Origin of the sequence: Paenibacillus sp. MMS18-CY102, from assembly GCF_009789195.1 — a bacterium.
GTDB lineage: Bacteria > Bacillota > Bacilli > Paenibacillales > Paenibacillaceae > Paenibacillus_T.
The window spans coordinates 148,495-168,570 of record NZ_WSTC01000011.1 but is presented as its reverse complement, the minus strand read 5'-3'; the positions used below and the strand labels follow the sequence as shown (position 1 = coordinate 168,570).

Genomic DNA, 20,076 nt, shown 5'->3' with positions numbered 1-20,076 from the left:
TGAAAACGCAGCTTGTCCCACCATCTTCCCTTCCCCATTGCCCGCTTCCCTCCACCTGCCCCAAAGGGGGTGTAATCCCATGCCATCAGGCGTAACTAAACACCACTACATGCCCGGATTGGATGGCGTGCGCACGCTTGCTGTACTAGCCGTCATCCTCTACCACTTGCATGCCGAAATGTTGCCAGGCGGGCTGCTTGGCGTCGCTGTATTCTTCGTGCTGTCAGGCTATCTCATTACCGATATCTTGATGAATCAACGGGATGAGCTAGGTTATATTGACCTTCGCAACTTCTGGCTCCGGCGCTTCCGCAGGCTCTTGCCTGCTATGCTTGCCGTAATTGGCTTTGTTGCCCTATGGCGCATGTTCATCTCGGGAACCGGTACAGGTTGGCAGGGTGGAGAAGTGCCAGCTGCGCTTTTGTATGTGAGCAATTGGTGGCTTATATTCCGGGACGTCTCGTATTTCGACAGCTTCGGGCCTCCCTCTCCTTTGCTCCACTTTTGGTCATTAGCCGTTGAAGAACAGTTTTACATCGTCTGGCCGCTCATGCTCGGTCTCGCATGCCTATTCATCAAAAAGCGAGGAACGCTGTTCTTATTCATGACCGGGCTCGCCCTGCTATCTGCAACTGCCATGATGGCGTTATATGTGCCAGGTGCCGATCCAAGCCGCGTATATTACGGTACGGATACACGGGCCTTTGGATTATTTATCGGCTGTGCGCTTGCAATTGTTTGGCCTAGCAGGCGGCTTTCGAATGAATTGCCGCGATCCTATCGCTTCGCCATCGATTCGCTCGGCATAGCTGGGTTGGCAGGGTTGGCTTATATGATGTGGGCTACCGATGAATATGGCGCTTTTTTATACCGGGGAGGGCTATTCCTGTTCTCCGTGATCGCCGCGATCGTAATTGCAGCAACCGCGCATCCCGCCTCACGACTTGGACGAATTATGGGCTGCAAGCCGCTGCGATGGTTAGGCCAACGTTCATATGGAATCTATCTCTGGCATTATCCCGTTATTGTGTTATCCAGCCCCGCAGTCGACACCGGCCCATTCCAGTTGCAGCGTGCGATCTTGCAAATCGCCGTAACCATTGGCTTAGCTGCACTTTCGTACCGCTACATTGAAGAACCGATACGCCATGGGCGTTTTCGCTTATTTTCATCCAAACAAACTTCGGCTGGACTGCTCACGGCTAAACGCCGCAGAAAGCCATGGCTTCGACCAACAATGCTAACTTCAATATGTACCATGCTATTGGCAGGTGCTTGCCAGATCGTTCCCGTCTCTTCTGAGGGAATCGCGCTTTCGCCTGATTCACAGAAGCTCCTTGCGAAACTGCCGGCGACGCTATCTCAGGAGACAGAAGGCAAGACAGTAACTTCAGTTCCACAACCTGGCGATCAACCCAAGAAGCAAGAGCAGGCCAATAAGCCAGAACATCAAGACTTGCCAGAGAAACCGACCACTTCAGGGAAGCAAGCCCAACCACTCGATCCGGACGAGCCTGATCGAATGGCAACGGTTACCGCAATCGGCGATTCCATTATGCTAGACATCCAGCATGAGCTGGAACAACGGATTGACGGCATCGCCGTAGATGGAAAAGTTGGACGGCAGTTGTCACAAGCCCAAGAAACGGTCGCTGGGCTGGCGAAAAACAACAAGCTCGGGAACACGGTCATACTCGAACTGGGTACGAATGGCACGTTTACTAGCAAGCAGCTCAAAGCCCTTATGGAGCAGCTCGAAAACACCGACCGCATCTTATTCGTTAATACGCGGGTGCCCCGCCCATGGGAGAACACCGTGAATAAGGCGATTGCCAGAGCTGTTAAAACGTATCCGAATATGGAGCTTGTCGATTGGCATAAAGCGTCAGAGGGACATGATGAATATTTCTCCAAAGACGGCGTTCATCTGAACAAACAAGGCTCATCAGCTTTGGCAAAGCTTATTGCGAAGCAGCTCAGCAATCATTAATCGGCTTCCTCTATAAACCCATACAAAAAGCCTCGAGCGCTGCCGATTGGCAGGCGCTCGAGGCTTCTTTATGTTCAGCTAGCTGTACAAGTTGATTAAACAGCTTGTGCAGCGCGTTTCGCTTCGAAGGCAGCGATTTTATCTTCATGCTGCAACGTCAGGCCGATATCGTCCAAGCCGTTGAGCAGGAAGTGGCGGCGGTGCTCGTCAAGCTCAAACTCGATGCGAAGGCCATGCTCATCCGTAAGCACTTTGCTCTCCAGATCGATGTTCAGCTTGTAGCCTTCATGCTTCGCCGTGCGTTGGAACAGGTCTTCGACTTGCTCTTCGCTCAAACGGATTGGCAGAATGCCGTTCTTGAAGCAGTTGTTGTAGAAAATGTCAGCATACGATGGTGCGATGATGCACTTGTAGCCGTAGTCGAGAATTGCCCAAGGCGCGTGCTCACGGGAAGAGCCGCAGCCGAAGTTAGCGCGGGAGATCAGAACCGATGCGCCTTCATAACGCGCTTTATTCGGCTCAAACTCCGGGTTCACTTCGCCATTCTCGAAGAAACGCCATTCGTAGAACAGGAATTGGCCAAAGCCGCTCCGTTCGATCCGTTTCAGAAACTGTTTAGGGATAATCGCGTCCGTATCAACGTTAACGCGGTCAACTGGTGCTACGATACCTGTATGTTTAACAAATGCTTCCATCGTTCGCAGTTCTCCTCTCGGTGGCGATTAGTTCGCTACTTCCGTTTTGATCTTCCAGTCACGCACGTCCGTGAAGCGGCCCATAACTGCAGCAGCTACTGCCATTGCTGGCGATACAAGGTGCGTACGTCCGCCGCGGCCTTGGCGGCCTTCGAAGTTGCGGTTCGAAGTCGATGCGCAGCGTTGGCCTGGTTGCAGCACGTCAGGGTTCATCGCCAAGCACATCGAGCAGCCTGCTTCACGCCATTCGAAGCCAGCTTCCACGAAGATTTTGTCGAGGCCTTCCTTCTCTGCTTGCAGCTTAACGCGGCCTGAGCCTGGAACGACGATAGCCGTTACACGATCGCTAACTTTGTAGCCTTTTGCCACTTCAGCAGCAGCGCGAAGGTCTTCGATACGGCCATTCGTACACGAACCGATGAAGACATAGTCGATCTCGATTTCGCTCATTGGCGTACCTGGTTTCAGGTCCATATATTCAAGCGCCTTCTCAGCCGCTTTACGTTCGTTTTCTGTTGCGAAATCAGCTGGGTTAGGAACGGAAGCCGTGATGTTCGTACCCATGCCTGGGCTAGTGCCCCACGTTACTTGCGGGATCAACGAGTCAACATCGAAGTCAACAACCGTATCGAACTCAGCGCCTTCGTCCGTACGCAGGCCAGCCCATACTTTAACTGCTTCGTCGTATGCAGCGCCTTGTGGAGCGTACTCGCGGCCACGCAGATACTCAAACGTTGTTTCGTCCGGTGCGATAAGGCCAGCGCGTGCGCCAGCTTCGATCGACATGTTGCAGACCGTCATGCGCTCTTCCATCGTCAGCGTGCGAATTGCTTCGCCCGTGTACTCCAGAACGTAGCCAGTTGCAAAGTCCGTACCGTATTTTGCGATAACGCCCAGGATCAAGTCCTTCGCCGTTACGCCTGGTTTACGGGAGCCCTTGAAACGAACTTCCATCGTTTTTGCTTTCGATTGTTGGAGGCATTGCGTTGCCATAACGTGCTCAACTTCACTTGTGCCGATACCGAATGCAAGCGCACCGAATGCACCGTGAGTCGACGTGTGGCTATCGCCGCAAACGATCGTTTTGCCTGGGTGAGTCAAGCCGATCTCAGGACCCATAACGTGAACGACGCCTTGGTCGATATTGTCGAGGTCAAACAGTTTTACGCCGAAGTCTTTGCAGTTTTGCGTCAGCGTGTCGATTTGCTGCTTCGAAATCGGGTCCGTAATGTTGAAACGGTCCTTCGTTGGAACGTTGTGGTCCATCGTAGCGAACGTCAGCTCTGGACGGCGCACTTGGCGGCCCGACATGCGAAGGCCTTCAAAAGCCTGTGGAGACGTAACTTCGTGTACCAGATGAAGGTCGATATAAATTACGCTTGGTTTGCCTTCTTCTGCATGAATGACGTGATTGTCCCAAATTTTCTCAAACATCGTTCTTTTTTTCGTCATCGCGTATCACCCCGTAAGTTCTATTCTCTAAATTGATAAGTGCTGTGAAATTACTATAACAATAACATTTCCATATTCATTGATCCAAGATATAATATCTATAACGGTTATAGGTTATAACTATGACAGGAAACCGTACCTTGATTAACATCTTGACTTGCATCATCTCATTATGTTCAAGTGCCATCGTTTTAGGAGGTCGTTATGGAATTACGCCAACTTCAATATGTCATTCAAATCGCCAAAGAAAAAAACTTCTCGCGTGCAGCCGAGAAGCTTCATATTGCCCAGCCCTCGCTCAGCCAGCAGTTGTCGAAGCTAGAGAAGGAAATCGGGGTGCTCTTGTTCCGCCGGACGACCAACTCGGTTGAACTAACGCATGCCGGTGCGGTATTCGTACATAAAGCGCAGACGATTCTCGATGCATCAGAACAGCTTAAGCAAGAGATGGAGGATATGGCGCATATGCGCAAAGGGCGCCTAGTCGTCGGTTCCCTTCCGATTACCGGTTCCCATGTGCTCCCGCTCGTCCTGCCTGTCTTCGGCTCCCAATATCCCGAGATCGAAGTCGTTCTCATTGAAGATTCCTCATCCAAGCTCGAACAGCTGACGGCCAGCGGTGAAACCGACATCAGCCTGCTGTCCTTGCCACTATCAGATCCAGCGCTTGCTTGGGAGCCTCTCATTAAAGAAGAAATTTGCCTTGCCGTACCTGAACGGCATTCCCTCGCACAGCACGACGGTCCTGTTGAATTGGAGGAACTGCGCAACGAGCCCTTTATCGTGCTCAAGAAAGGACAAGGCTTCCGCCAAATTACGGTGGATTTGTGCGAACAAGCAGGCTTCTCGCCAAATATCGTATTCGAGAGCAGCAACATCGAAACGGTGCAATCGCTTGTTGCCGCTGGAATGGGGATCGCCTTCGTTCCCAAAATGATTACCCGTGCGCCGCGAAGCGAATTTACTCCGCTCTATTTGGCGCTTGGTGACCCCGCCCCTTCCCGGACCCTCGTCATCGCAAGCCGGAAGGGACGGTATCTCTCGCGTGCGGCCGAGGCGTTCATTCGAACGATGAAACGTACCGTCGAGCAACACTACACTACTTAATTAATAAAACGTTGGGCGCCGGTCCTCGAACACAGGAATGCGTGAACGTACCTCATCCACAAGCCCCAAGTCGATCGACGCGGTCAAGATGCCTTCTTGATCGCCCGATTCGGCTATAATTTCACCCCACGGATCGATTACGAGCGAATGGCCGAAAAACACGGTGTCTCCGCTCTGCCCACAGCGATTGCATGCAACGACATACATTTGATTCTCGATAGCGCGTGCTTGCAGCAGCGTCCGCCAATGATGCAGCCGCGGATTCGGCCATTCGGCTGGAACGAACAATACTTTAGCGCCGCCAAGCGCAAGCTTGCGGGAAAGCTCTGGGAAACGAATGTCATAACAAATCATCATTCCCGCATCGATTCCGCCGCTGAGCTGGAACGAGCCGATTTTGCCGCCAGGCTGCAGATGCTTCTCTTCATCCATCAACCGGAACAAATGAATTTTATCATAGTCCCCAACAACTTCCCCTTGCCGATCAAATGCGTAGATCGTATTGTAGACGCCGTTCCCACGTTTCTCCGCAATCGAACCGCCTATAATCATCACGCCATGCTCACGGGCAAAGGCAGACAGTTTTTCCTTGGTCCGTTGCCCGCCTTCATCTGCCAGTTCCCCGATCTGGTCCAGTGCATAGCCTGTGTTCCACATCTCCGGCATGACGATCACATCCGGCTTCTCTTCCGCATTCATCGCCTCATGAAGCATCGAATCCACTTTAGCGAAGTTAACCTCCGGCTGCCCGATCTGAATATCCATTTGAAGCAGCGCGAGCCGCAATATGTTTTGGGTCATGTTAATCGCTTCCTTTGCATTACTGTTGTATTTTCCTAATCATACCCCCTCATGGAACCGTGTCAAGATGGGAACCTTAACGTGGAACGGCGTTAGTGATCTTATCGATAAAGGAGAATGGTCATGAAATTTCGGTCACATTATCGGCTTGCTGCAGCAATAGCTTTCTTATTATTCACGCTTGCCTTCGCTTCATCTGCAGCAGCGCACGCATCAACAGAGAAAAAAGCCGAAACACCGAAGCAACCGGTTCAAGTATTTGATGTAAAGGCGGAAAAAGTCGTCAAATCGATCGACAATGACAAGCAGTTCCAGAAATATGCGCGTGGATGGCTGAAATCGGTCACTGGCTTCGCGCCGCAGCTCAAGTCAGATGACTCCTGCTTGTACGTGTACCGTGTGCCGCTGCTTAAGCCAACTAAAGTAAAGATTGACCAAACGGAGCTGTCCGTAAAAGAAGTATTCTTATTCAACTGTGCAGGCAAGCCGCCGCTGCTGCTTGTATTTGATGAACAAAGACGCCCTTATTTGTTACTGTTCAAGGCTGATACGAAGCCGTTCGTGGATAAGGTCGGCATTCCTTCTTAGTTAATCGCGTCTCCGCCAGTGCCATGTGCCTGAGGGGACGCTCTCTACATATAAAGCGAAATTATAAGCATTGCTGTTCCTTCGTTTTCGGCACGATGAGCGCTCGACACTCCCGCGGCGCCATGCTAAAGTTAAGGTAATAAAATCGATCAGAATAGGTGGAGTGTGTCGAAAGGATGCCTACTAATAATGAGATGGTAACCGTTCGTCCGGCTGAACGGATGAGCGGTCTACCGAAACAATTTTTCGCTGCGCTGGTGGCAAAAGCGAATGCGCAAGCAGCCAAAGGCCGAGATGTCATTAACTTAGGCCAAGGAAATCCTGACCGCCCAACGCCACAGCATATTGTGGAATCGTTAAAAACAGCAGCGGACAATCCACTGTACCATCGTTACCCTCCATTTAGCGGCTACCGGTTTCTCAAAGAAGCTGTAGCAGAGCGCTATGCTGCCGACTACGGCGTTGAACTTGATCCCGACACCGAAGTGGCTATCTTGTTCGGCGGCAAGACAGGGCTCGTCGAGATCGCGCAATGCTTGCTAAATCCAGGCGATACTTGTCTCGTTCCAGACCCTGGCTACCCTGACTATTGGTCTGGCGTTAAGCTCGCAGGAGCATCGATGAGCTTCATGCCGCTTCATGAGCAGAATGGCTTCCTTCCCGATTACAGCGCGATTCCTGCCGAAACAGCCGACCTTGCCAAGCTGATGTTCATTAACTATCCGAACAATCCAACTGGCGCAGTCGCGAACCTCCCATTTTATGAAGAAACAGTGGCCTTCGCGCGGAAGCATGATATTGTCGTCGCAAGCGACTTTGCGTATGGGGCAATCGGCTTTGATGAGCAACGCCCCGTCAGCTTCTTGCAAACGCCTGGCGCCAAGGAAGTGGGGATCGAGTTTTACACACTATCCAAAACGTATAACATGGCAGGCTGGCGCGTCGGCTTCGCCCTTGGCAACCGGGAAGTTGTTGGGCTAATCAACCTGATTCAAGACCATTATTATTGCAGCTTGTTCGGCGGCATTCAGGAAGCGGCAGCGACAGCGTTAACTGGTCCCCAGCAATGTGTGGCTGAATTAACGGCAACCTATGAAAGCCGGCGCGCTGCTTTGTTCGAAGAACTGGAGGCGATAGGCTGGAAAGCATCTAAGCCTGGCGGGTCGTTCTTCTGCTGGCTGCCTGTGCCAAAGCCTTATACATCAACTGAATTCGCGGATCTCGTGTTGGAAAAAGCGGACGTCGTCGTCGCGCCAGGCATCGGGTTTGGCGAAAGCGGAGAAGGCTACGTTCGGCTCGGCTTGCTCGCTCCCGAAGAGCGGCTTCGGGAAGCCGTTCGGCGCATTGGCGCCCTTGGTATTTTTGGCAGCTAATCCGGGTTTCATGCATGCAATTCCACTAATGAGAGGCAGCGTCTTTCCGGTACAATCGGGGCGCTGCCTTTCTTTACACTCCCCCCTAATCATGATATGCTTGGGGTAATCGAAAACACGGAACGTATTGACGGGACCATTAAGCGAATAAGCGTCGCGCACAGAGAGTAAATTCCGATAGGCTGTAAGAATTTACCGCGATTTTCGCCCAAACCTACCCCTGAACGGCCGGCGATGAGCCGGACAGCGCCTGCTGTTATCAGGCACTGAGCGGGACGGCTCCCCTCCTTGCGCATTTATGCGCATTGGTTGCATGGCCGTCAACAAAGGTGGTACCGCGGAAGCATCGACTTTCGTCCTTTATTGGACGGAAGTTTTTTGTGTTTTTATCGTTCTTTTTGGATTCGATGCATACCGTTTTCATTCTTCGTCATAGGAAGGGATCGACATGGCAGAACGTATCGTAGTCAAAATTGGCAGCAGCTCGCTTACCTCGGATGAAGGCGGACTAAATCGCAGCAAACTCGACTTCTTCGCTTCTGAGCTGTCTGCATTGAAGCGCGCCGGCTATCACGTCGTGCTCGTCACGTCGGGCGCTGTTGCAGCCGGCTTCCGAGCCATTGGTTATGCCTCAAGGCCCAAGCAAGTCCATGAGAAGCAAGCTTCTGCAGCCGTCGGCCAAGCAATGCTTATGCAGGCTTATCAGGAATCATTTGGCCGCGACGGCTACATAGCAGCACAAATCCTGCTCACGCGAGCAGATTTTTCGAACCGTAGGCGCATCGAAAGCGCCCTAATGACGATGGAGGAGCTGCTTCGGCAAGGCGCTATCCCCGTCATTAACGAGAATGATACTGTCGCAACTGAAGAAATCAAATTCGGCGATAACGATATGCTGTCCTCCCTCGTTGCGAACCTTGTTAAAGCGAAGCAGCTCATTATTTTAACGGATACGGACGGCCTTTATACGGCTGACCCCCGTTTTAATCAAGATGCACGGCGAATTGAACGCGTAACGCAAATATCAGAAGACCTGATGCAGCTTGCAGGCGGGTCGGGCTCTTCGGTTGGTACAGGCGGCATGCGCTCCAAGCTGGAAGCAGCCCGCATTGCGATGCGCGGCGGAGTGCCTGCATTCGTCGGGCGTGCTGCTGAACCAGGAGATCTTGCATTAGCGGTAAGCGGCAATGGCAAAGGCACCTATTTCGACACCTCATTAGGCAACTTGCCCGTTAAGAAACAATGGCTTGGCTTCCATTCGATGCCGCTTGGCCGCATCATCGTCGACGACGGTGCAGAGCTGGCGCTCCGTAACGGCGGCAAGAGCCTCTTGCCCGCTGGCGTACGCGAATCAGAAGGCGACTTTCACCCCGGCGATGTCGTCGAGGTGCTCGGTTTATCTGGCGATACGATCGGACGCGGCGTAGTCAATTATGATTCCATGCAGCTTAAGGCTGTCGCAGGCATGAGCTCAGATGAAGTGAAGCGGCGGATCGACGTCGCCCGTATCGAAGTCATTCATCGGGACGAATGGATAACATTAAAAGCATAGGAGGACAATGGATATGAGTGAAGTGAACACGATTAGCGAAGTGCGCGCCAAAGCCACGCTGGCCAAAGGCGCTGCAACAATGATGAACCGGCTGACAACCGAGCAAAAAAATGAGGCGTTGCTTGCCATGGCGGAGGCGCTGCTCGCCCATCAGGACTCCATTATTGAAGCAAATGGGCGTGACCTGCATCGCGGGCGGGAAAACGGCACGAACGAGTCACTTCTTGACCGTTTAGCGCTCAACAGCACTCGCATTGAAGCTATTTCAGAAGGATTGCGCCAAATCGTCGAACTGCCAGATCCAGTGGGCGATATGCTTGAATCGTTCGAACGCCCGAACGGGCTGTTAGTAGAGATGAAACGCGTACCGCTCGGCGTAATCGGCATGATCTACGAAGCACGCCCGAACGTTACGGTAGACGCGGCTGGCTTGTGTTTAAAAACAGGCAACTCCGTCGTTCTTCGCGGCGGCTCCGCTGCACTTGAATCCAATCGCCGCATCGTCGAGGTGTTGCGCGGTGCAATCGCTGAGCTGGCTATGCCTGTCGAGGCCCTTCAGTTGATCGAGGATTCTAACCGTTCCTCCGTCGATGAAATGTTAAAGCTTAACGGCCTGCTTGATGTCGTCATTCCACGCGGCGGCGCATCGCTCATTCAGAACGTTGTGCAAAATGCGACCGTACCTGTTATCGAAACCGGCGCTGGCATTTGCCATACGTTCGTTGACGAAACTGCTGATGTTGAGATGGCTGCAAACATCGCAGTTAATGCGAAGGCGCAACGCCCATCGGTGTGCAATTCGATGGAAACCCTGCTCGTCCATCGTGCATGCGCGGCTACCCATCTGCCAGTCATTGCTGAGCGTATGCGCGCAGCCAAGGTTGCGCTGCGTGGCTGTGACGCTACACGAGAACTTCTTGCAGATGCCACACCTGTGACCGAACAGGACTACGCAACCGAATATAATGACTATATTCTTAATATACGCATCATCGACAGCTTGGAAGAAGCACTTGCCCACATTGCCCGGTATGGCACGATGCACTCGGAATGTATCGTTACGGAAGACGCCGATAACGCGGTGCGATTCCTGCAAGATGTAGACGCCGCTGCTGTTTATCACAATGCTTCCACCCGCTTCACGGACGGCTTTGAATTCGGCTTCGGTGCAGAGATCGGAATCAGCACACAGAAGCTGCACGCACGCGGACCAATGGGCCTGCCTGCTCTTACTTCGACTAAATATACGATCAAAGGAAATGGACAAATCCGCGGGTAACCCGCGGATTGGACTGGAGGTTATTCATATGCAGCCAACAACTACACTTGCAACACTCGGCTCGTTAAGCCTCTGTTTCTACGGAGCTGGATCGATGGCTGAAGCCATCGTCCGCGGGCTAATCGGCCAAGAACTAACGAAGCCATCCCAGATTAGCATGCTCAATCGGCAAAATGTGGATCGCCTTCAAGAACTAACGAGCCGTTACGGCGTCGAGACTTCTTCAGACGAAACAGCTAAGCTTGCCATGATTCAATCGGCAGACGTTCTTTTCCTTGCGCCCAAGCCGAAGGATGCGGCGGCAGCGCTTGAGCAGCTGCGCCCTCTTCTCTCGCCTAATCAATTGATTGTCAGCGTAATCGCCGGTCTTTCGATCCGTACGATTGAGCAACTGCTTGGCCAACCTATGGCAGTCGTCCGTACGATGCCCAATACATCAAGCACAATTGGGCTAGGCGCTACTGGCATCAGCTACTCTAATTCGGTTACGGCTGACCAACGGCTCCTCGCTGAAGCGATGTTCCAAGCCGTTGGCTTAACTTCCGTCGTCGAAGAGCCCCTGCTTGATGTTGTTACCGGCGTCTCCGGCAGCGGTCCAGCATATGTATACTACTTGATGGAAGCGATGATCAAGGCTGGGCAAGAACTCGGCTTGAATGCCGACGCCGCCCGCGAGCTAACTGTACAGACCGTACTAGGCGCTGCACAAATGGTCAAAGAAACCGGCGAACAGCCAGCTGATTTGCGCCGGAAAGTAACGTCTCCGAACGGCACGACGCAAGCAGCGCTTGAGACGCTTGACGCACATCATTTTGCAACAGGCGTTGAGCGCGCTGTTGCCCGTGCAGCCGAGCGTGCTGGCGAGTTAGGCGCTGATATCGAAAGGAGTGCGCTGAAGTGATCGGATACTGCATTGCGACTTATCGCAGCCATGACGACAAAGCTGACTTCCATAAGAAAGCACAGGGCATCGCTGTTGGCTTAACGGTCGGCAGCTGGACAGAGCTTCCAGAAGCCAAAAAAGCCGAGATGGAAAAACATCTAGGCAAAGTATTGTCCGTCGATGTGCATGAGCCAGATGGCGCAGCTCCAGGCGAACGGTACGCGGACATTCGCATTGCTTACCCGGATGTGAACTTTAGCCGCGACATCCCGGCGCTTCTCGTCACGATTTTCGGCAAGCTGTCAATGGACGGGCGCATTAAACTGATTGATCTCGACGTATCGCCTGAGTTCCAATCCGCCTTCCCAGGCCCGAAATTCGGCTTGCAAGGCGTTCGCGGGCTTGTCGGCGTGCATGAACGCCCGCTTCTTATGAGCATCTTCAAGTCAGTCATCGGCCACGACCTTAGCGGGCTTGAAGAGCAATTTTACCGGCAAGCGCTCGGCGGCGTCGATCTGATTAAAGATGATGAGATTTTGTTCGAAAACCCGCTCACTCCGCTTGAGAAGCGTGTCGAGACATGTATGCGTGCGGCGCGTAAAGCGAAGGAAACGACCGGCCAGGAACTGCTATATGCTGTTAACCTCACTGGCCCAACTTCGCAATTGAATGCTAACGCCCGCAAAGCGATTAACGCTGGCGCGAATGCGCTGCTGTTTAACGTGCTTGCTTATGGCTATGATGCCTTGCATGAATTGAGTGCTGACGCTGCCATTCATGTGCCGATTGCCGCCCATCCATCGCTTGCAGGCGCTTTATATCCATCGCCTCATTACGGCATTGCCGCACCTGTGTTGCTCGGCAAGCTAATGCGCTTGGCTGGCGCTGACCTTACGCTCTTCCCTTCGCCGTACGGATCGGTTGTCATGCCGCGGGAAGAAAATATGGCGGTTCGGGATGCACTGCTAGATCCATCTGTAAGCCTCCGGACGAGCTTCCCTGTCCCTTCCGCAGGCATCCATCCGGGCCTTGTTCCACTTATTCTGCGCGACTTCGGCCATGATGTCGTTGTCAATGCAGGCGGCGGCGTCCATGGACATCCGCTCGGCACAGAAGCAGGCGGACAAGCATTCCGCCAAGCGATCGACGCGACGCTCGCCGGCAAGAAGCTCGCTGAAGCAGCATCGCTGCCCGGGCATGAAGCGCTGCAAGCTGCGATAGGCGCTTGGGGGGTTAAGGAAGCATGAGTACAGCATCTCGGCAACGCGTCATTTTTTGTGATTTTGACGGAACGATCACCGTGAATGACAACATCATCGCGATCATCAAGCACTTTAACCCTCCGGGCTGGGAAGCCATTGTTGAGGAAATTCTGTCCCAGCGCATTTCGATCCGCCAGGGCGTAGGCGACCTTTTCCGGCTTCTGCCGACCTCGCGGAAAGATGAAGTCATCCAGTATGGCATTAACAACGTCCGCATTCGTGAAGGTTTCGCGGAGCTGCTGGCGGCATGCGCTAAGCTGGACATTGATTTTTATGTCACGAGCGGCGGCATCGATTTCTTCGTATATCCTGTGCTGGAGCAATTCGGCATCCCTCGTGGCCATATCTACTGCAACGGCAGCAATTTTGAAGGGGAGCAGATTGAAATCACCTGGCCTAATCCTTGCGACGGCCATTGCACGAACGATTGCGGCATGTGCAAAACGACGATTATGCGCCGGTTCCCTGCCGATCGTTATGAGCGCATTCTTATTGGCGACAGCGTGACGGATTTCGAAGGCGCGAAGCAAGCGGACCTCGTCTTCTCCCGTTCGCAGCTTACCGTCAAGTGCCAAGAACTTGGGCTGCCGCATATTGAGTTCGAGTCTTTCCTTCCTATTGTGGGCTACTTAAGCGACGAAAGGATGAGCGAACGATGACTTTCAGCCAACTGACAACGGAAGAAAAGCAACGCGCGCTGTCGGAACTTCGGAGCGTTAAGGAGCTATTCGCTTCACGCGGCTGGTTCCCCGGCACAAGCGGCAATCTGTCCGTGCGCGTCGGTGAATTCGATGAGGATGACTTCCACTTCGCAATTACAGCAAGCGGCAAAGACAAAACGGCCCATACGCCAGAGGATTACCTGTTCGTAGATCGCGAAGGCAAGCCTAGCGAGCCAACGAAGCTGAAGCCTTCGGCAGAGACGTTAATTCATTGCGAAATTTACCGATTAACAGGTGCAGGCGCAATTTTTCACGTTCACACCGTGTTCAACAACGTCATTTCTGAGCATTTCTGGAACCGCGGTTCCGTGCCTGTAGACGGAGTCGAACTGATTAAAGGGCTTGGCAATTGGGAAGAAGAAGCGCAGATCGATATTCCAATCGTGCCAAACTACGCGGACATCCCTCGGATCGTGCCTGAGGTAACGGCGAAGCTGCAGCCTAGCATCCCGGGCATCATTCTTCGGAAGCATGGCATCTACGCATGGGGAGCAAATGCATTCGAGGCGAAGCGCCATCTGGAAGCTTTTGAGTTTATTTTTGAATATGTGTATCGGTTGGAGCTGCTGAAGCAAACACGATAATCGTTTTGGCGTAGAAAAGCGGCTAAGCTGCCTACAGTACACCTTACTTCAAACCATAACAAAACAAGCTGCCGGGCATCCGGCAGCTTGTTTTTCTCTCAACAGCTCTAACCCTTAGATTGCTGAAATCCTCCTTTTGCCTTCAAGCTGCCTTGAACACGCCTCGCAAACGAAACCGATGCAGCGGCAAGCCCCAGTATCATCAATGCGGCTGCAAACCATGGGTGAAAACGAACTGAACCGGCCGAACTCGCAACAATCCCGCCTCCTCCAGCTCCCAATGCCGTACCAATATGAACGATCGATAGATTTAAGCTGAGCACCAAATTGGCGCCGATACGTGATCCGATAATGCCAATCACGCCGAGCAGCAGCAGCAAGTAACCGACTTGCGAACCTGTCATGCCATAAACCGTATCCATATACGGTGCCAAATATGTCAGCATGATGGAAGTACTCATGCATAAAAATAACGACATAAGCAGCGCCATTAGAAGCGGTATTCCCAACAGCAGCCTCCAACCGACCGTCTTCGCCAATAAACACCGAGCGGCACACCGAGTGCCAGCATACTGCCGAAGCCAAGTGGCAAATTATGAACGAAATGCCCTAAATACGGCGCGACGCACGCCCTCAATTTGAACGCAAACACATCGCCACCAACCGCACCGCTTCAACGAACGCAAAAACAGGGGCATCCCTTCAGCCGCCGTGGCTTTTGGGACACCCCTGTTCAATAATTGCTCTATATACATCAATTAAACGACTTTACGCTGCCGTTTGCATTCGGTTCCTTTGCAGGACTGAAAATGGCCAGTGAAATCAAGCCGATGATCCGTTACACGGAATCCATACTCACGTTGAAGCCGCTCCTCCAGCTCCAACAGCCAGTCATCCTTTATCTCGTGAAGCGCGCCGCATGTATGGCAGATCAGATGATGATGCATATGCTCATGATCCTCGCTACGCAAGTCATACCTTGCCATCCCGTCACCGAAATTCATTTTTACGACGATATGAAGCTCAGTCAGAAGCTCCAGTGTTCGGTATACGGTCGCTAAGCCGATTTCGGGATATTTCGTTTTGACTAGCATAAATACTTCCTCAGCGCTTAAATGATCTTGTTCATTCTCAAGAAGGACGCGGAGCGTCACTTCACGCTGAACGGTCAGCTTATAGCCTTTGGCCGTCATTTGCCGATTAATTTTCTCAATCTCTGCTTCAACTGTAAGCATTTTTTCAACCTCCCTAACCCGCAATACAGTGTGTTCCCTTGCTGAAAAGGCTTACTTTTGGAATCATTATAATCTAATCGTAATACAATTCCCTTCGTTATGCAAACCAAAGTTATGGCAGCAATGTAAAAAGCGCTCCTCTCCAAGGAGGAACGCCCCTGCCGTCACATCCGCAAGCTAATTGCGTCCTCCGCCACGGAATTTCTGCGCATGCGCCCGTGCTTCGTCTGCATTCGTCACGCGATTTCGGCTCCATTCCAACAAAATTCGGTCAATATAACGAAAATGCAGCTTGCCGGCAAACACAGCTTCTTTCAAAGCGAATCGAATGATTTCATCCGAATAACGATCCTGATCCAGCCATGCTGCAATCGTCTCGCATTCCATCGGAGAAAGCGGCCTGCCGAATTCTTGCTCAAAAACTGCAAATAAATTCGACGAGCTATCCACTTCATTGGATCCCGCTTGTCCGCTCGGCTGAATGCCCGGCCTACGCCCATTTGCCGTCACGCCCGATTGGGCAGCAGCAGCAGAAGCCGCTGCCGCTGCTTCACGCTTCATATTCGCCGCTTGCTGCCCTGCGCGAATTAGCCAGCTTGTCCAATCATACCGTTCGGAACGAATCCCTGTCAGGGGATCGGCTTCTTCCTCGATCGTCAGCAGCCCTTCTTTCATCAGGTGGCGCAGCGTCTGGACGACTGTATTCACAGGGCGCCCCATCCGCTCAGCCAACTGTTCGGGCGTCGGAAAATCATTATTTTCCGCCATCTGAAACGCCATGAGTTGGATGAGCAACAACAAATCCCCATCATCCAGCCCTATGCCACGGTACGTACGGAGCAAAACGGAGGGGATATATACCCCTCCGCTCTTCATCGCGTCGGCAAGCCCACGCGCATACGCTTTCCATATTTCATCTTTCAACGAAGTCCCTCCCATGATGCACCTGCTCCTTATCAGCCTTAATCATTCCGTCCAGCCTAAGGATACAGGCGATATAGCGTTCGTGGGAATGCAATCGTCTCCCGCACATGCTCTAATCCGCAGATCCATGCGACGGTGCGTTCCAACCCTAATCCGAAACCAGAATGCGGCACAGTGCCGTAACGGCGCAAGTCCAGGTACCATGCATATGCTTCTTCCGACAGCTGATGCTCTTGGAATCGTTCCGCCATTAAAGCCGGATCATCGATCCGCTGGGAACCCCCAATAATCTCGCCGTATCCCTCGGGCGCAATCATATCCGCACAGAGGACAACCTCTGGCCGATTCGGGTCGGGCTTCATATAGAATGCCTTGAACGATGCCGGATAATGAGTGATGAACACCGGACGGTCAAACTTCTCGGCGATCGCCGTTTCATGTGGAGCGCCGAAGTCTTCGCCCCATGGCAAATCAAAGCCTTCCTTATGCAGCAGCTCTATCGCATCATCATATGTAATGCGTGGGAACGGAACTTGCACATTCTCGAGCTTCGACACATCTCGTCCGATCGTCTCCAGCTCTGCCTTGCAGTTCGATAGAACAGATTGGACCACGAAGGAGATGAACTGTTCTTGCACTTCTAAGTTTTGCTCATGATCGACGAACGCCATCTCTGGCTCAATCATCCAAAACTCGATCAAATGCCGCCGCGTCTTCGACTTCTCTGCACGGAAGGTTGGTCCAAAGGAATACACTTTGCCCAGCGCCATCGCTGCCGCTTCCATGTAGAGCTGCCCGCTTTGCGTAAGATAAGCATCTTCTTCAAAATATTTGGTGTGGAACAAATTCGTCGTTCCTTCACATGATGAAGGCGTCAAAATCGGCGGATCGACAAGCGTAAAGCCGCGTTCATCAAAAAACTGCTGAACGGCACGAATAATTTGCGCACGAATGACCAAAATGGCCCGTTGTTTCGGCGAACGCAGCCACAGATGACGGCGGTCCATCAGAAAATCGATTCCGTGCTCCTTCGGGGTAATCGGATAATCCTCCGTATACTGGATCACCTCAATGCCTGTCACGCTCAATTCATAGCCAGATGGGCTGCGCGGCTCTTCCCGCACGATGCCCGTCACATATAACGAACTCTCCTGCGTCAGCTTTTGTGCTGCTTCCCACGTTTCTTCGGGCACTTCACTCTTTGCAAGGACACCTTGAATAAACCCCGAACCGTCCCGCAGCTTCAAAAACTGGATCTTCCCGCTCGATCGTTTGCCTTGAAGCCAACAGCCGACAACTACTGCTTCGCCAGCTTTATCGCCAACGTTCCGAATCGCCGTTAATTTGCCCGTTTCCATCGGCTCGCCTCATTTCCATTTACGAATTGTAGTAGCACCATAGACTTGTCTATGAGCCTACTTTATCTTATTCCTATCGTTGCCGCTCAAGGACTAATTTATAAGTTCGCCTCATTCAGCCCGTTCACTAATGTGTACGTATCTCTAGCGATTAGAAGTTCTTCATTCGTCGGCACCACTAACACTTGAACGCGTGAAGAGTCTTTCGTTATAAACCGCACTTCCTTGCTTCGCTCGTTGTTCCGCTCCTCATCGAGCTCTATGCCTAGGAACGTTAAGCCTTCGCATACCGCTTTGCGAAGCACGCTTGAATTTTCCCCAACGCCAGCAGTGAACACAATCGTATCTACGCCGTTCATTGCTGCCGCATAAGCGCCAATATATTTACGAACCCGATACGTATACATGTCAAAAGCGAGCTTGGCATTCTTGTCGCCTTCGCCAATCGCTTCCGTAATTTCACGCATATCGCTCGACAGGCCGCTAATCGCCTGCAAGCCGCTATGCTTATTCAGCATGGAATTCACTTCGCTGACGCTCAGGTCTTCCTTGTTCATTACGAAAGGCACGACCGCTGGGTCAAGATCCCCACTCCGTGTGCCCATCATTAGCCCTTCGAGCGGCGTCATGCCCATGCTCGTATCGAATGATTTGCCGTCCTTAATAGCCGTGCAGCTTGCTCCGTTGCCAATATGGCATGTAATCATTTTTAATGATTCAAGCGGGCGCTTCAGGAAATCTGCCGCTTGTGCGCTGACATAAGCGTGCGACGTGCCGTGAAAGCCATAACGGCGCACTTTATGCCGGCGATATAGCACCATCGGAATCGGATACAAATACGATTCGCGGGGCATCGCCTGATGGAACGCAGTATCAAATACGACCGTCTGCGGTACATTCGGCAAGTTCGTTTCCACAGCAAGAATCCCCATCATATGGGCAGGGTTATGAAGCGGAGCCAAATCAAACAGCCTTTTAATTTCCAGCTTTACTTCAGGCGTAACGATGACCGATTGCTTAAATGCCTCGCCCCCATGCACGACGCGATGGCCGACAGCATCAATCTCATCCATACTTGCGATCACGCCTGACTTCGGATCGGCCAGCATATCGATGACGCGGCGAACCGCTGTCGTATGCTCAAGAATTTCACTTACGCTGCGCACCTCTGGCTTGCCTACAGGCTCATGCGTCACAATAGAGGAATCCATGCCAATGCGTTCTACGCGTCCGCTTGCCAGAACCGATTCATCACGCATGTCATACAGCTGATATTTGAGCGAGGAGCTGCCCGCATTGATGACTAGTACTTTCATATCCGATCCCCGTCCTTATCGTATTGGAAGAAGCCGACGCCTGTTTTCACCCCGAGATGGCCTGCACGGACCATCTTCTTCAATACGATGGAAGGCCGATACTTCAGTTCGCCGTACTCACGGAACATCCGGTCAAGCGCAGCCAGTACGGCGTCGAGGCCAAAACGGTCTGCCATCTCGAAAGGCCCATGCTGGAACGAATAGCCGATGCGCATTGCGCTGTCGATATCTTCAGCGGAGGCAACCCCTTCCTCCAGTACGTGCAACGCTTCATTTATGAACAAGCAGATTAGGCGCGTCGTAACGAAACCTGGCGATTCGAATACCATGACGCCCTTCTTGTTCATTATTTCCTCGATAAAATGTTTCGTTTGCTCGAACGTTGCGTCGGATGTTTTTAATCCGCGAACGATCTCCACCAAATCTATCTTATAAACCGGGTAAATAAAATGCATGCCGATGACGCGGCCCGGATGCTTCGTTACGCTTGCAAGCTCCGTCAAGCTTAACGTTGACGTATTGCTGGCGATAATAACTTCCGCTCCGCAAACGCGGTCCAGCTCCGCAAACATCTCTTTCTTTGCATCCAAATCCTCAGTAATCGTCTCGATGACAAAATCGCATTCCGCAAACGCTTCGATCCCGTCTGCCTTGTTGATTCGATTAAGCGTGAGCTTCTTCTCCGCTTGCGTAAGCGCCCACTTCTCGATCTGTTTATCTAAGCTCTGCTCGATATGAAGCAGCCCATCTTCCAGCTTCTCATTCGATATATCCATCACTTGAACATCCAGCCCTTTGAACGCAAGCATCTCTGCAATGCCTTGTCCCATTGTGCCTATCCCAATAACGCCTACTTTACGTACTGTCAAATCCTTCTCCTCCACTCGATCCTTCTGTTGCCTTAACACGATCCAATTCTAAGGGCTCTAGCCCTACTATTATAACTTTTATTATA

General features: G+C 52.2%; 19 protein-coding genes. 10 read left to right on the top strand and 9 right to left on the bottom strand.

What is annotated here, in order from left to right; all coding sequences use genetic code 11:
• Positions 1-79: 79 nt before the first annotated feature.
• A complete protein-coding gene (locus tag GON22_RS10510; protein WP_160396048.1) occupies positions 80-1,990 on the top strand; it encodes an acyltransferase family protein in 1,911 nt (636 codons plus the stop codon).
• A 95-nt stretch (positions 1,991-2,085) separates the two neighbouring features.
• Here the strand turns inward: GON22_RS10510 and leuD are convergent, their stop codons facing one another.
• The gene (leuD, locus tag GON22_RS10505; protein ID WP_160396047.1) at positions 2,086-2,685 is read right to left on the bottom strand and encodes a 3-isopropylmalate dehydratase small subunit; all 600 of its coding nucleotides are present in this window, start codon (positions 2,683-2,685) and stop codon (positions 2,086-2,088) included.
• Positions 2,686-2,712: 27 nt separating this feature from the next.
• Positions 2,713-4,137, bottom strand: a complete 1,425-nt coding sequence (gene leuC / locus GON22_RS10500) for a 3-isopropylmalate dehydratase large subunit (protein WP_160396046.1) — start codon at positions 4,135-4,137, stop codon at positions 2,713-2,715.
• 204 nt (positions 4,138-4,341) lie between these two features.
• On the opposite strand from leuC, the gene GON22_RS10495 reads away from it, so the two are divergent.
• Entirely contained in the window at positions 4,342-5,244 is a 903-nt protein-coding gene (locus GON22_RS10495; protein WP_160396045.1) for a LysR family transcriptional regulator, read from the top strand.
• Here the strand turns inward: GON22_RS10495 and GON22_RS10490 are convergent, their stop codons facing one another.
• A complete protein-coding gene (locus GON22_RS10490; protein WP_160396044.1) occupies positions 5,245-6,045 on the bottom strand; it encodes a carbon-nitrogen family hydrolase in 801 nt (266 codons plus the stop codon).
• A 123-nt stretch (positions 6,046-6,168) separates the two neighbouring features.
• On the opposite strand from GON22_RS10490, the gene GON22_RS10485 reads away from it, so the two are divergent.
• From GON22_RS10485 to mtnB, 8 genes are all read left to right on the top strand, one after another.
• A complete protein-coding gene (locus GON22_RS10485; RefSeq protein ID WP_160396043.1) occupies positions 6,169-6,633 on the top strand; it encodes a hypothetical protein in 465 nt (154 codons plus the stop codon).
• A gap of 176 nt (positions 6,634-6,809) precedes the next feature.
• Positions 6,810-8,006, top strand: a complete 1,197-nt coding sequence (locus tag GON22_RS10480) for a pyridoxal phosphate-dependent aminotransferase (RefSeq protein ID WP_160396042.1) — start codon at positions 6,810-6,812, stop codon at positions 8,004-8,006.
• A 448-nt stretch (positions 8,007-8,454) separates the two neighbouring features.
• Complete coding sequence (gene proB / locus GON22_RS10475) at positions 8,455-9,558, top strand: glutamate 5-kinase (protein ID WP_160396041.1); 1,104 nt, start codon at positions 8,455-8,457, stop codon at positions 9,556-9,558.
• A gap of 13 nt (positions 9,559-9,571) precedes the next feature.
• Entirely contained in the window at positions 9,572-10,837 is a 1,266-nt protein-coding gene (locus GON22_RS10470) for a glutamate-5-semialdehyde dehydrogenase (RefSeq protein ID WP_160396040.1), read from the top strand.
• Between the two features lie 28 nt (positions 10,838-10,865).
• Positions 10,866-11,738 (top strand): pyrroline-5-carboxylate reductase, encoded by an 873-nt coding sequence (gene proC / locus GON22_RS10465; RefSeq protein WP_160396039.1) that lies wholly within the window; start codon positions 10,866-10,868, stop codon positions 11,736-11,738.
• Entirely contained in the window at positions 11,735-12,967 is a 1,233-nt protein-coding gene (locus GON22_RS10460) for a 2,3-diketo-5-methylthiopentyl-1-phosphate enolase (RefSeq protein ID WP_160396038.1), read from the top strand. The genes proC and GON22_RS10460 overlap by 4 nt, the downstream gene beginning before the upstream one ends.
• The gene (locus GON22_RS10455) at positions 12,964-13,641 is read left to right on the top strand and encodes a 2-hydroxy-3-keto-5-methylthiopentenyl-1-phosphate phosphatase (protein ID WP_160396037.1); all 678 of its coding nucleotides are present in this window, start codon (positions 12,964-12,966) and stop codon (positions 13,639-13,641) included. Before GON22_RS10460 ends, GON22_RS10455 begins: the two co-directional genes overlap by 4 nt.
• The gene (gene mtnB, locus GON22_RS10450) at positions 13,638-14,288 is read left to right on the top strand and encodes a methylthioribulose 1-phosphate dehydratase (protein WP_160396036.1); all 651 of its coding nucleotides are present in this window, start codon (positions 13,638-13,640) and stop codon (positions 14,286-14,288) included. Before GON22_RS10455 ends, mtnB begins: the two co-directional genes overlap by 4 nt.
• Positions 14,289-14,395: 107 nt before the next feature.
• Here mtnB and GON22_RS10445 read toward each other — a convergent pair whose 3' ends face one another.
• The 6 genes from GON22_RS10445 to GON22_RS10420 form a co-directional block, all read right to left on the bottom strand.
• Positions 14,396-14,797 carry a hypothetical protein gene (locus GON22_RS10445; RefSeq protein WP_160396035.1) on the bottom strand — a complete coding sequence of 134 codons (402 nt, stop codon included), beginning with the start codon at positions 14,795-14,797 and terminating at the stop codon, positions 14,396-14,398.
• Between the two features lie 249 nt (positions 14,798-15,046).
• Positions 15,047-15,523, bottom strand: coding sequence for a ferric iron uptake transcriptional regulator (fur, locus tag GON22_RS10440; RefSeq protein WP_160396034.1), 477 nt, complete (start codon positions 15,521-15,523; stop codon positions 15,047-15,049).
• Between the two features lie 177 nt (positions 15,524-15,700).
• The gene (locus GON22_RS10435; protein WP_160396033.1) at positions 15,701-16,447 is read right to left on the bottom strand and encodes a DnaD domain-containing protein; all 747 of its coding nucleotides are present in this window, start codon (positions 16,445-16,447) and stop codon (positions 15,701-15,703) included.
• A 56-nt stretch (positions 16,448-16,503) separates the two neighbouring features.
• On the bottom strand, positions 16,504-17,805 hold the full coding sequence (asnS, locus tag GON22_RS10430) for an asparagine--tRNA ligase (protein ID WP_160396032.1): 1,302 nt from the start codon (positions 17,803-17,805) through the stop codon (positions 16,504-16,506).
• Between the two features lie 98 nt (positions 17,806-17,903).
• Entirely contained in the window at positions 17,904-19,121 is a 1,218-nt protein-coding gene (locus tag GON22_RS10425) for an acetate/propionate family kinase (RefSeq protein WP_160396031.1), read from the bottom strand.
• Positions 19,118-19,990, bottom strand: a complete 873-nt coding sequence (locus tag GON22_RS10420; protein ID WP_160396030.1) for a 3-hydroxyacyl-CoA dehydrogenase family protein — start codon at positions 19,988-19,990, stop codon at positions 19,118-19,120. Before GON22_RS10420 ends, GON22_RS10425 begins: the two co-directional genes overlap by 4 nt.
• Positions 19,991-20,076 lie beyond the last annotated feature (86 nt).

What these genes read in the sequence shown, in the direction of transcription:
- proC (WP_160396039.1), top strand. Translation starts at nt 10,866, where the DNA reads ATGCAGCCAACAACTACACTTGCAACACTCGGCTCGTTAAGCCTCTGT.
- GON22_RS10485 (WP_160396043.1), top strand. Translation starts at nt 6,169, where the DNA reads ATGAAATTTCGGTCACATTATCGGCTTGCTGCAGCAATAGCTTTCTTA.
- GON22_RS10480 (WP_160396042.1), top strand. Translation starts at nt 6,810, where the DNA reads ATGCCTACTAATAATGAGATGGTAACCGTTCGTCCGGCTGAACGGATG.
- fur (WP_160396034.1), bottom strand. Translation starts at nt 15,523, where the DNA reads ATGCTTACAGTTGAAGCAGAGATTGAGAAAATTAATCGGCAAATGACG.
- GON22_RS10495 (WP_160396045.1), top strand. Translation starts at nt 4,342, where the DNA reads ATGGAATTACGCCAACTTCAATATGTCATTCAAATCGCCAAAGAAAAA.
- mtnB (WP_160396036.1), top strand. Translation starts at nt 13,638, where the DNA reads ATGACTTTCAGCCAACTGACAACGGAAGAAAAGCAACGCGCGCTGTCG.
- GON22_RS10470 (WP_160396040.1), top strand. Translation starts at nt 9,572, where the DNA reads ATGAGTGAAGTGAACACGATTAGCGAAGTGCGCGCCAAAGCCACGCTG.
- leuD (WP_160396047.1), bottom strand. Translation starts at nt 2,685, where the DNA reads ATGGAAGCATTTGTTAAACATACAGGTATCGTAGCACCAGTTGACCGC.
- leuC (WP_160396046.1), bottom strand. Translation starts at nt 4,137, where the DNA reads ATGACGAAAAAAAGAACGATGTTTGAGAAAATTTGGGACAATCACGTC.
- asnS (WP_160396032.1), bottom strand. Translation starts at nt 17,805, where the DNA reads ATGGAAACGGGCAAATTAACGGCGATTCGGAACGTTGGCGATAAAGCT.
- GON22_RS10455 (WP_160396037.1), top strand. Translation starts at nt 12,964, where the DNA reads ATGAGTACAGCATCTCGGCAACGCGTCATTTTTTGTGATTTTGACGGA.
- GON22_RS10510 (WP_160396048.1), top strand. Translation starts at nt 80, where the DNA reads ATGCCATCAGGCGTAACTAAACACCACTACATGCCCGGATTGGATGGC.
- GON22_RS10425 (WP_160396031.1), bottom strand. Translation starts at nt 19,121, where the DNA reads ATGAAAGTACTAGTCATCAATGCGGGCAGCTCCTCGCTCAAATATCAG.
- GON22_RS10490 (WP_160396044.1), bottom strand. Translation starts at nt 6,045, where the DNA reads ATGACCCAAAACATATTGCGGCTCGCGCTGCTTCAAATGGATATTCAG.
- proB (WP_160396041.1), top strand. Translation starts at nt 8,455, where the DNA reads ATGGCAGAACGTATCGTAGTCAAAATTGGCAGCAGCTCGCTTACCTCG.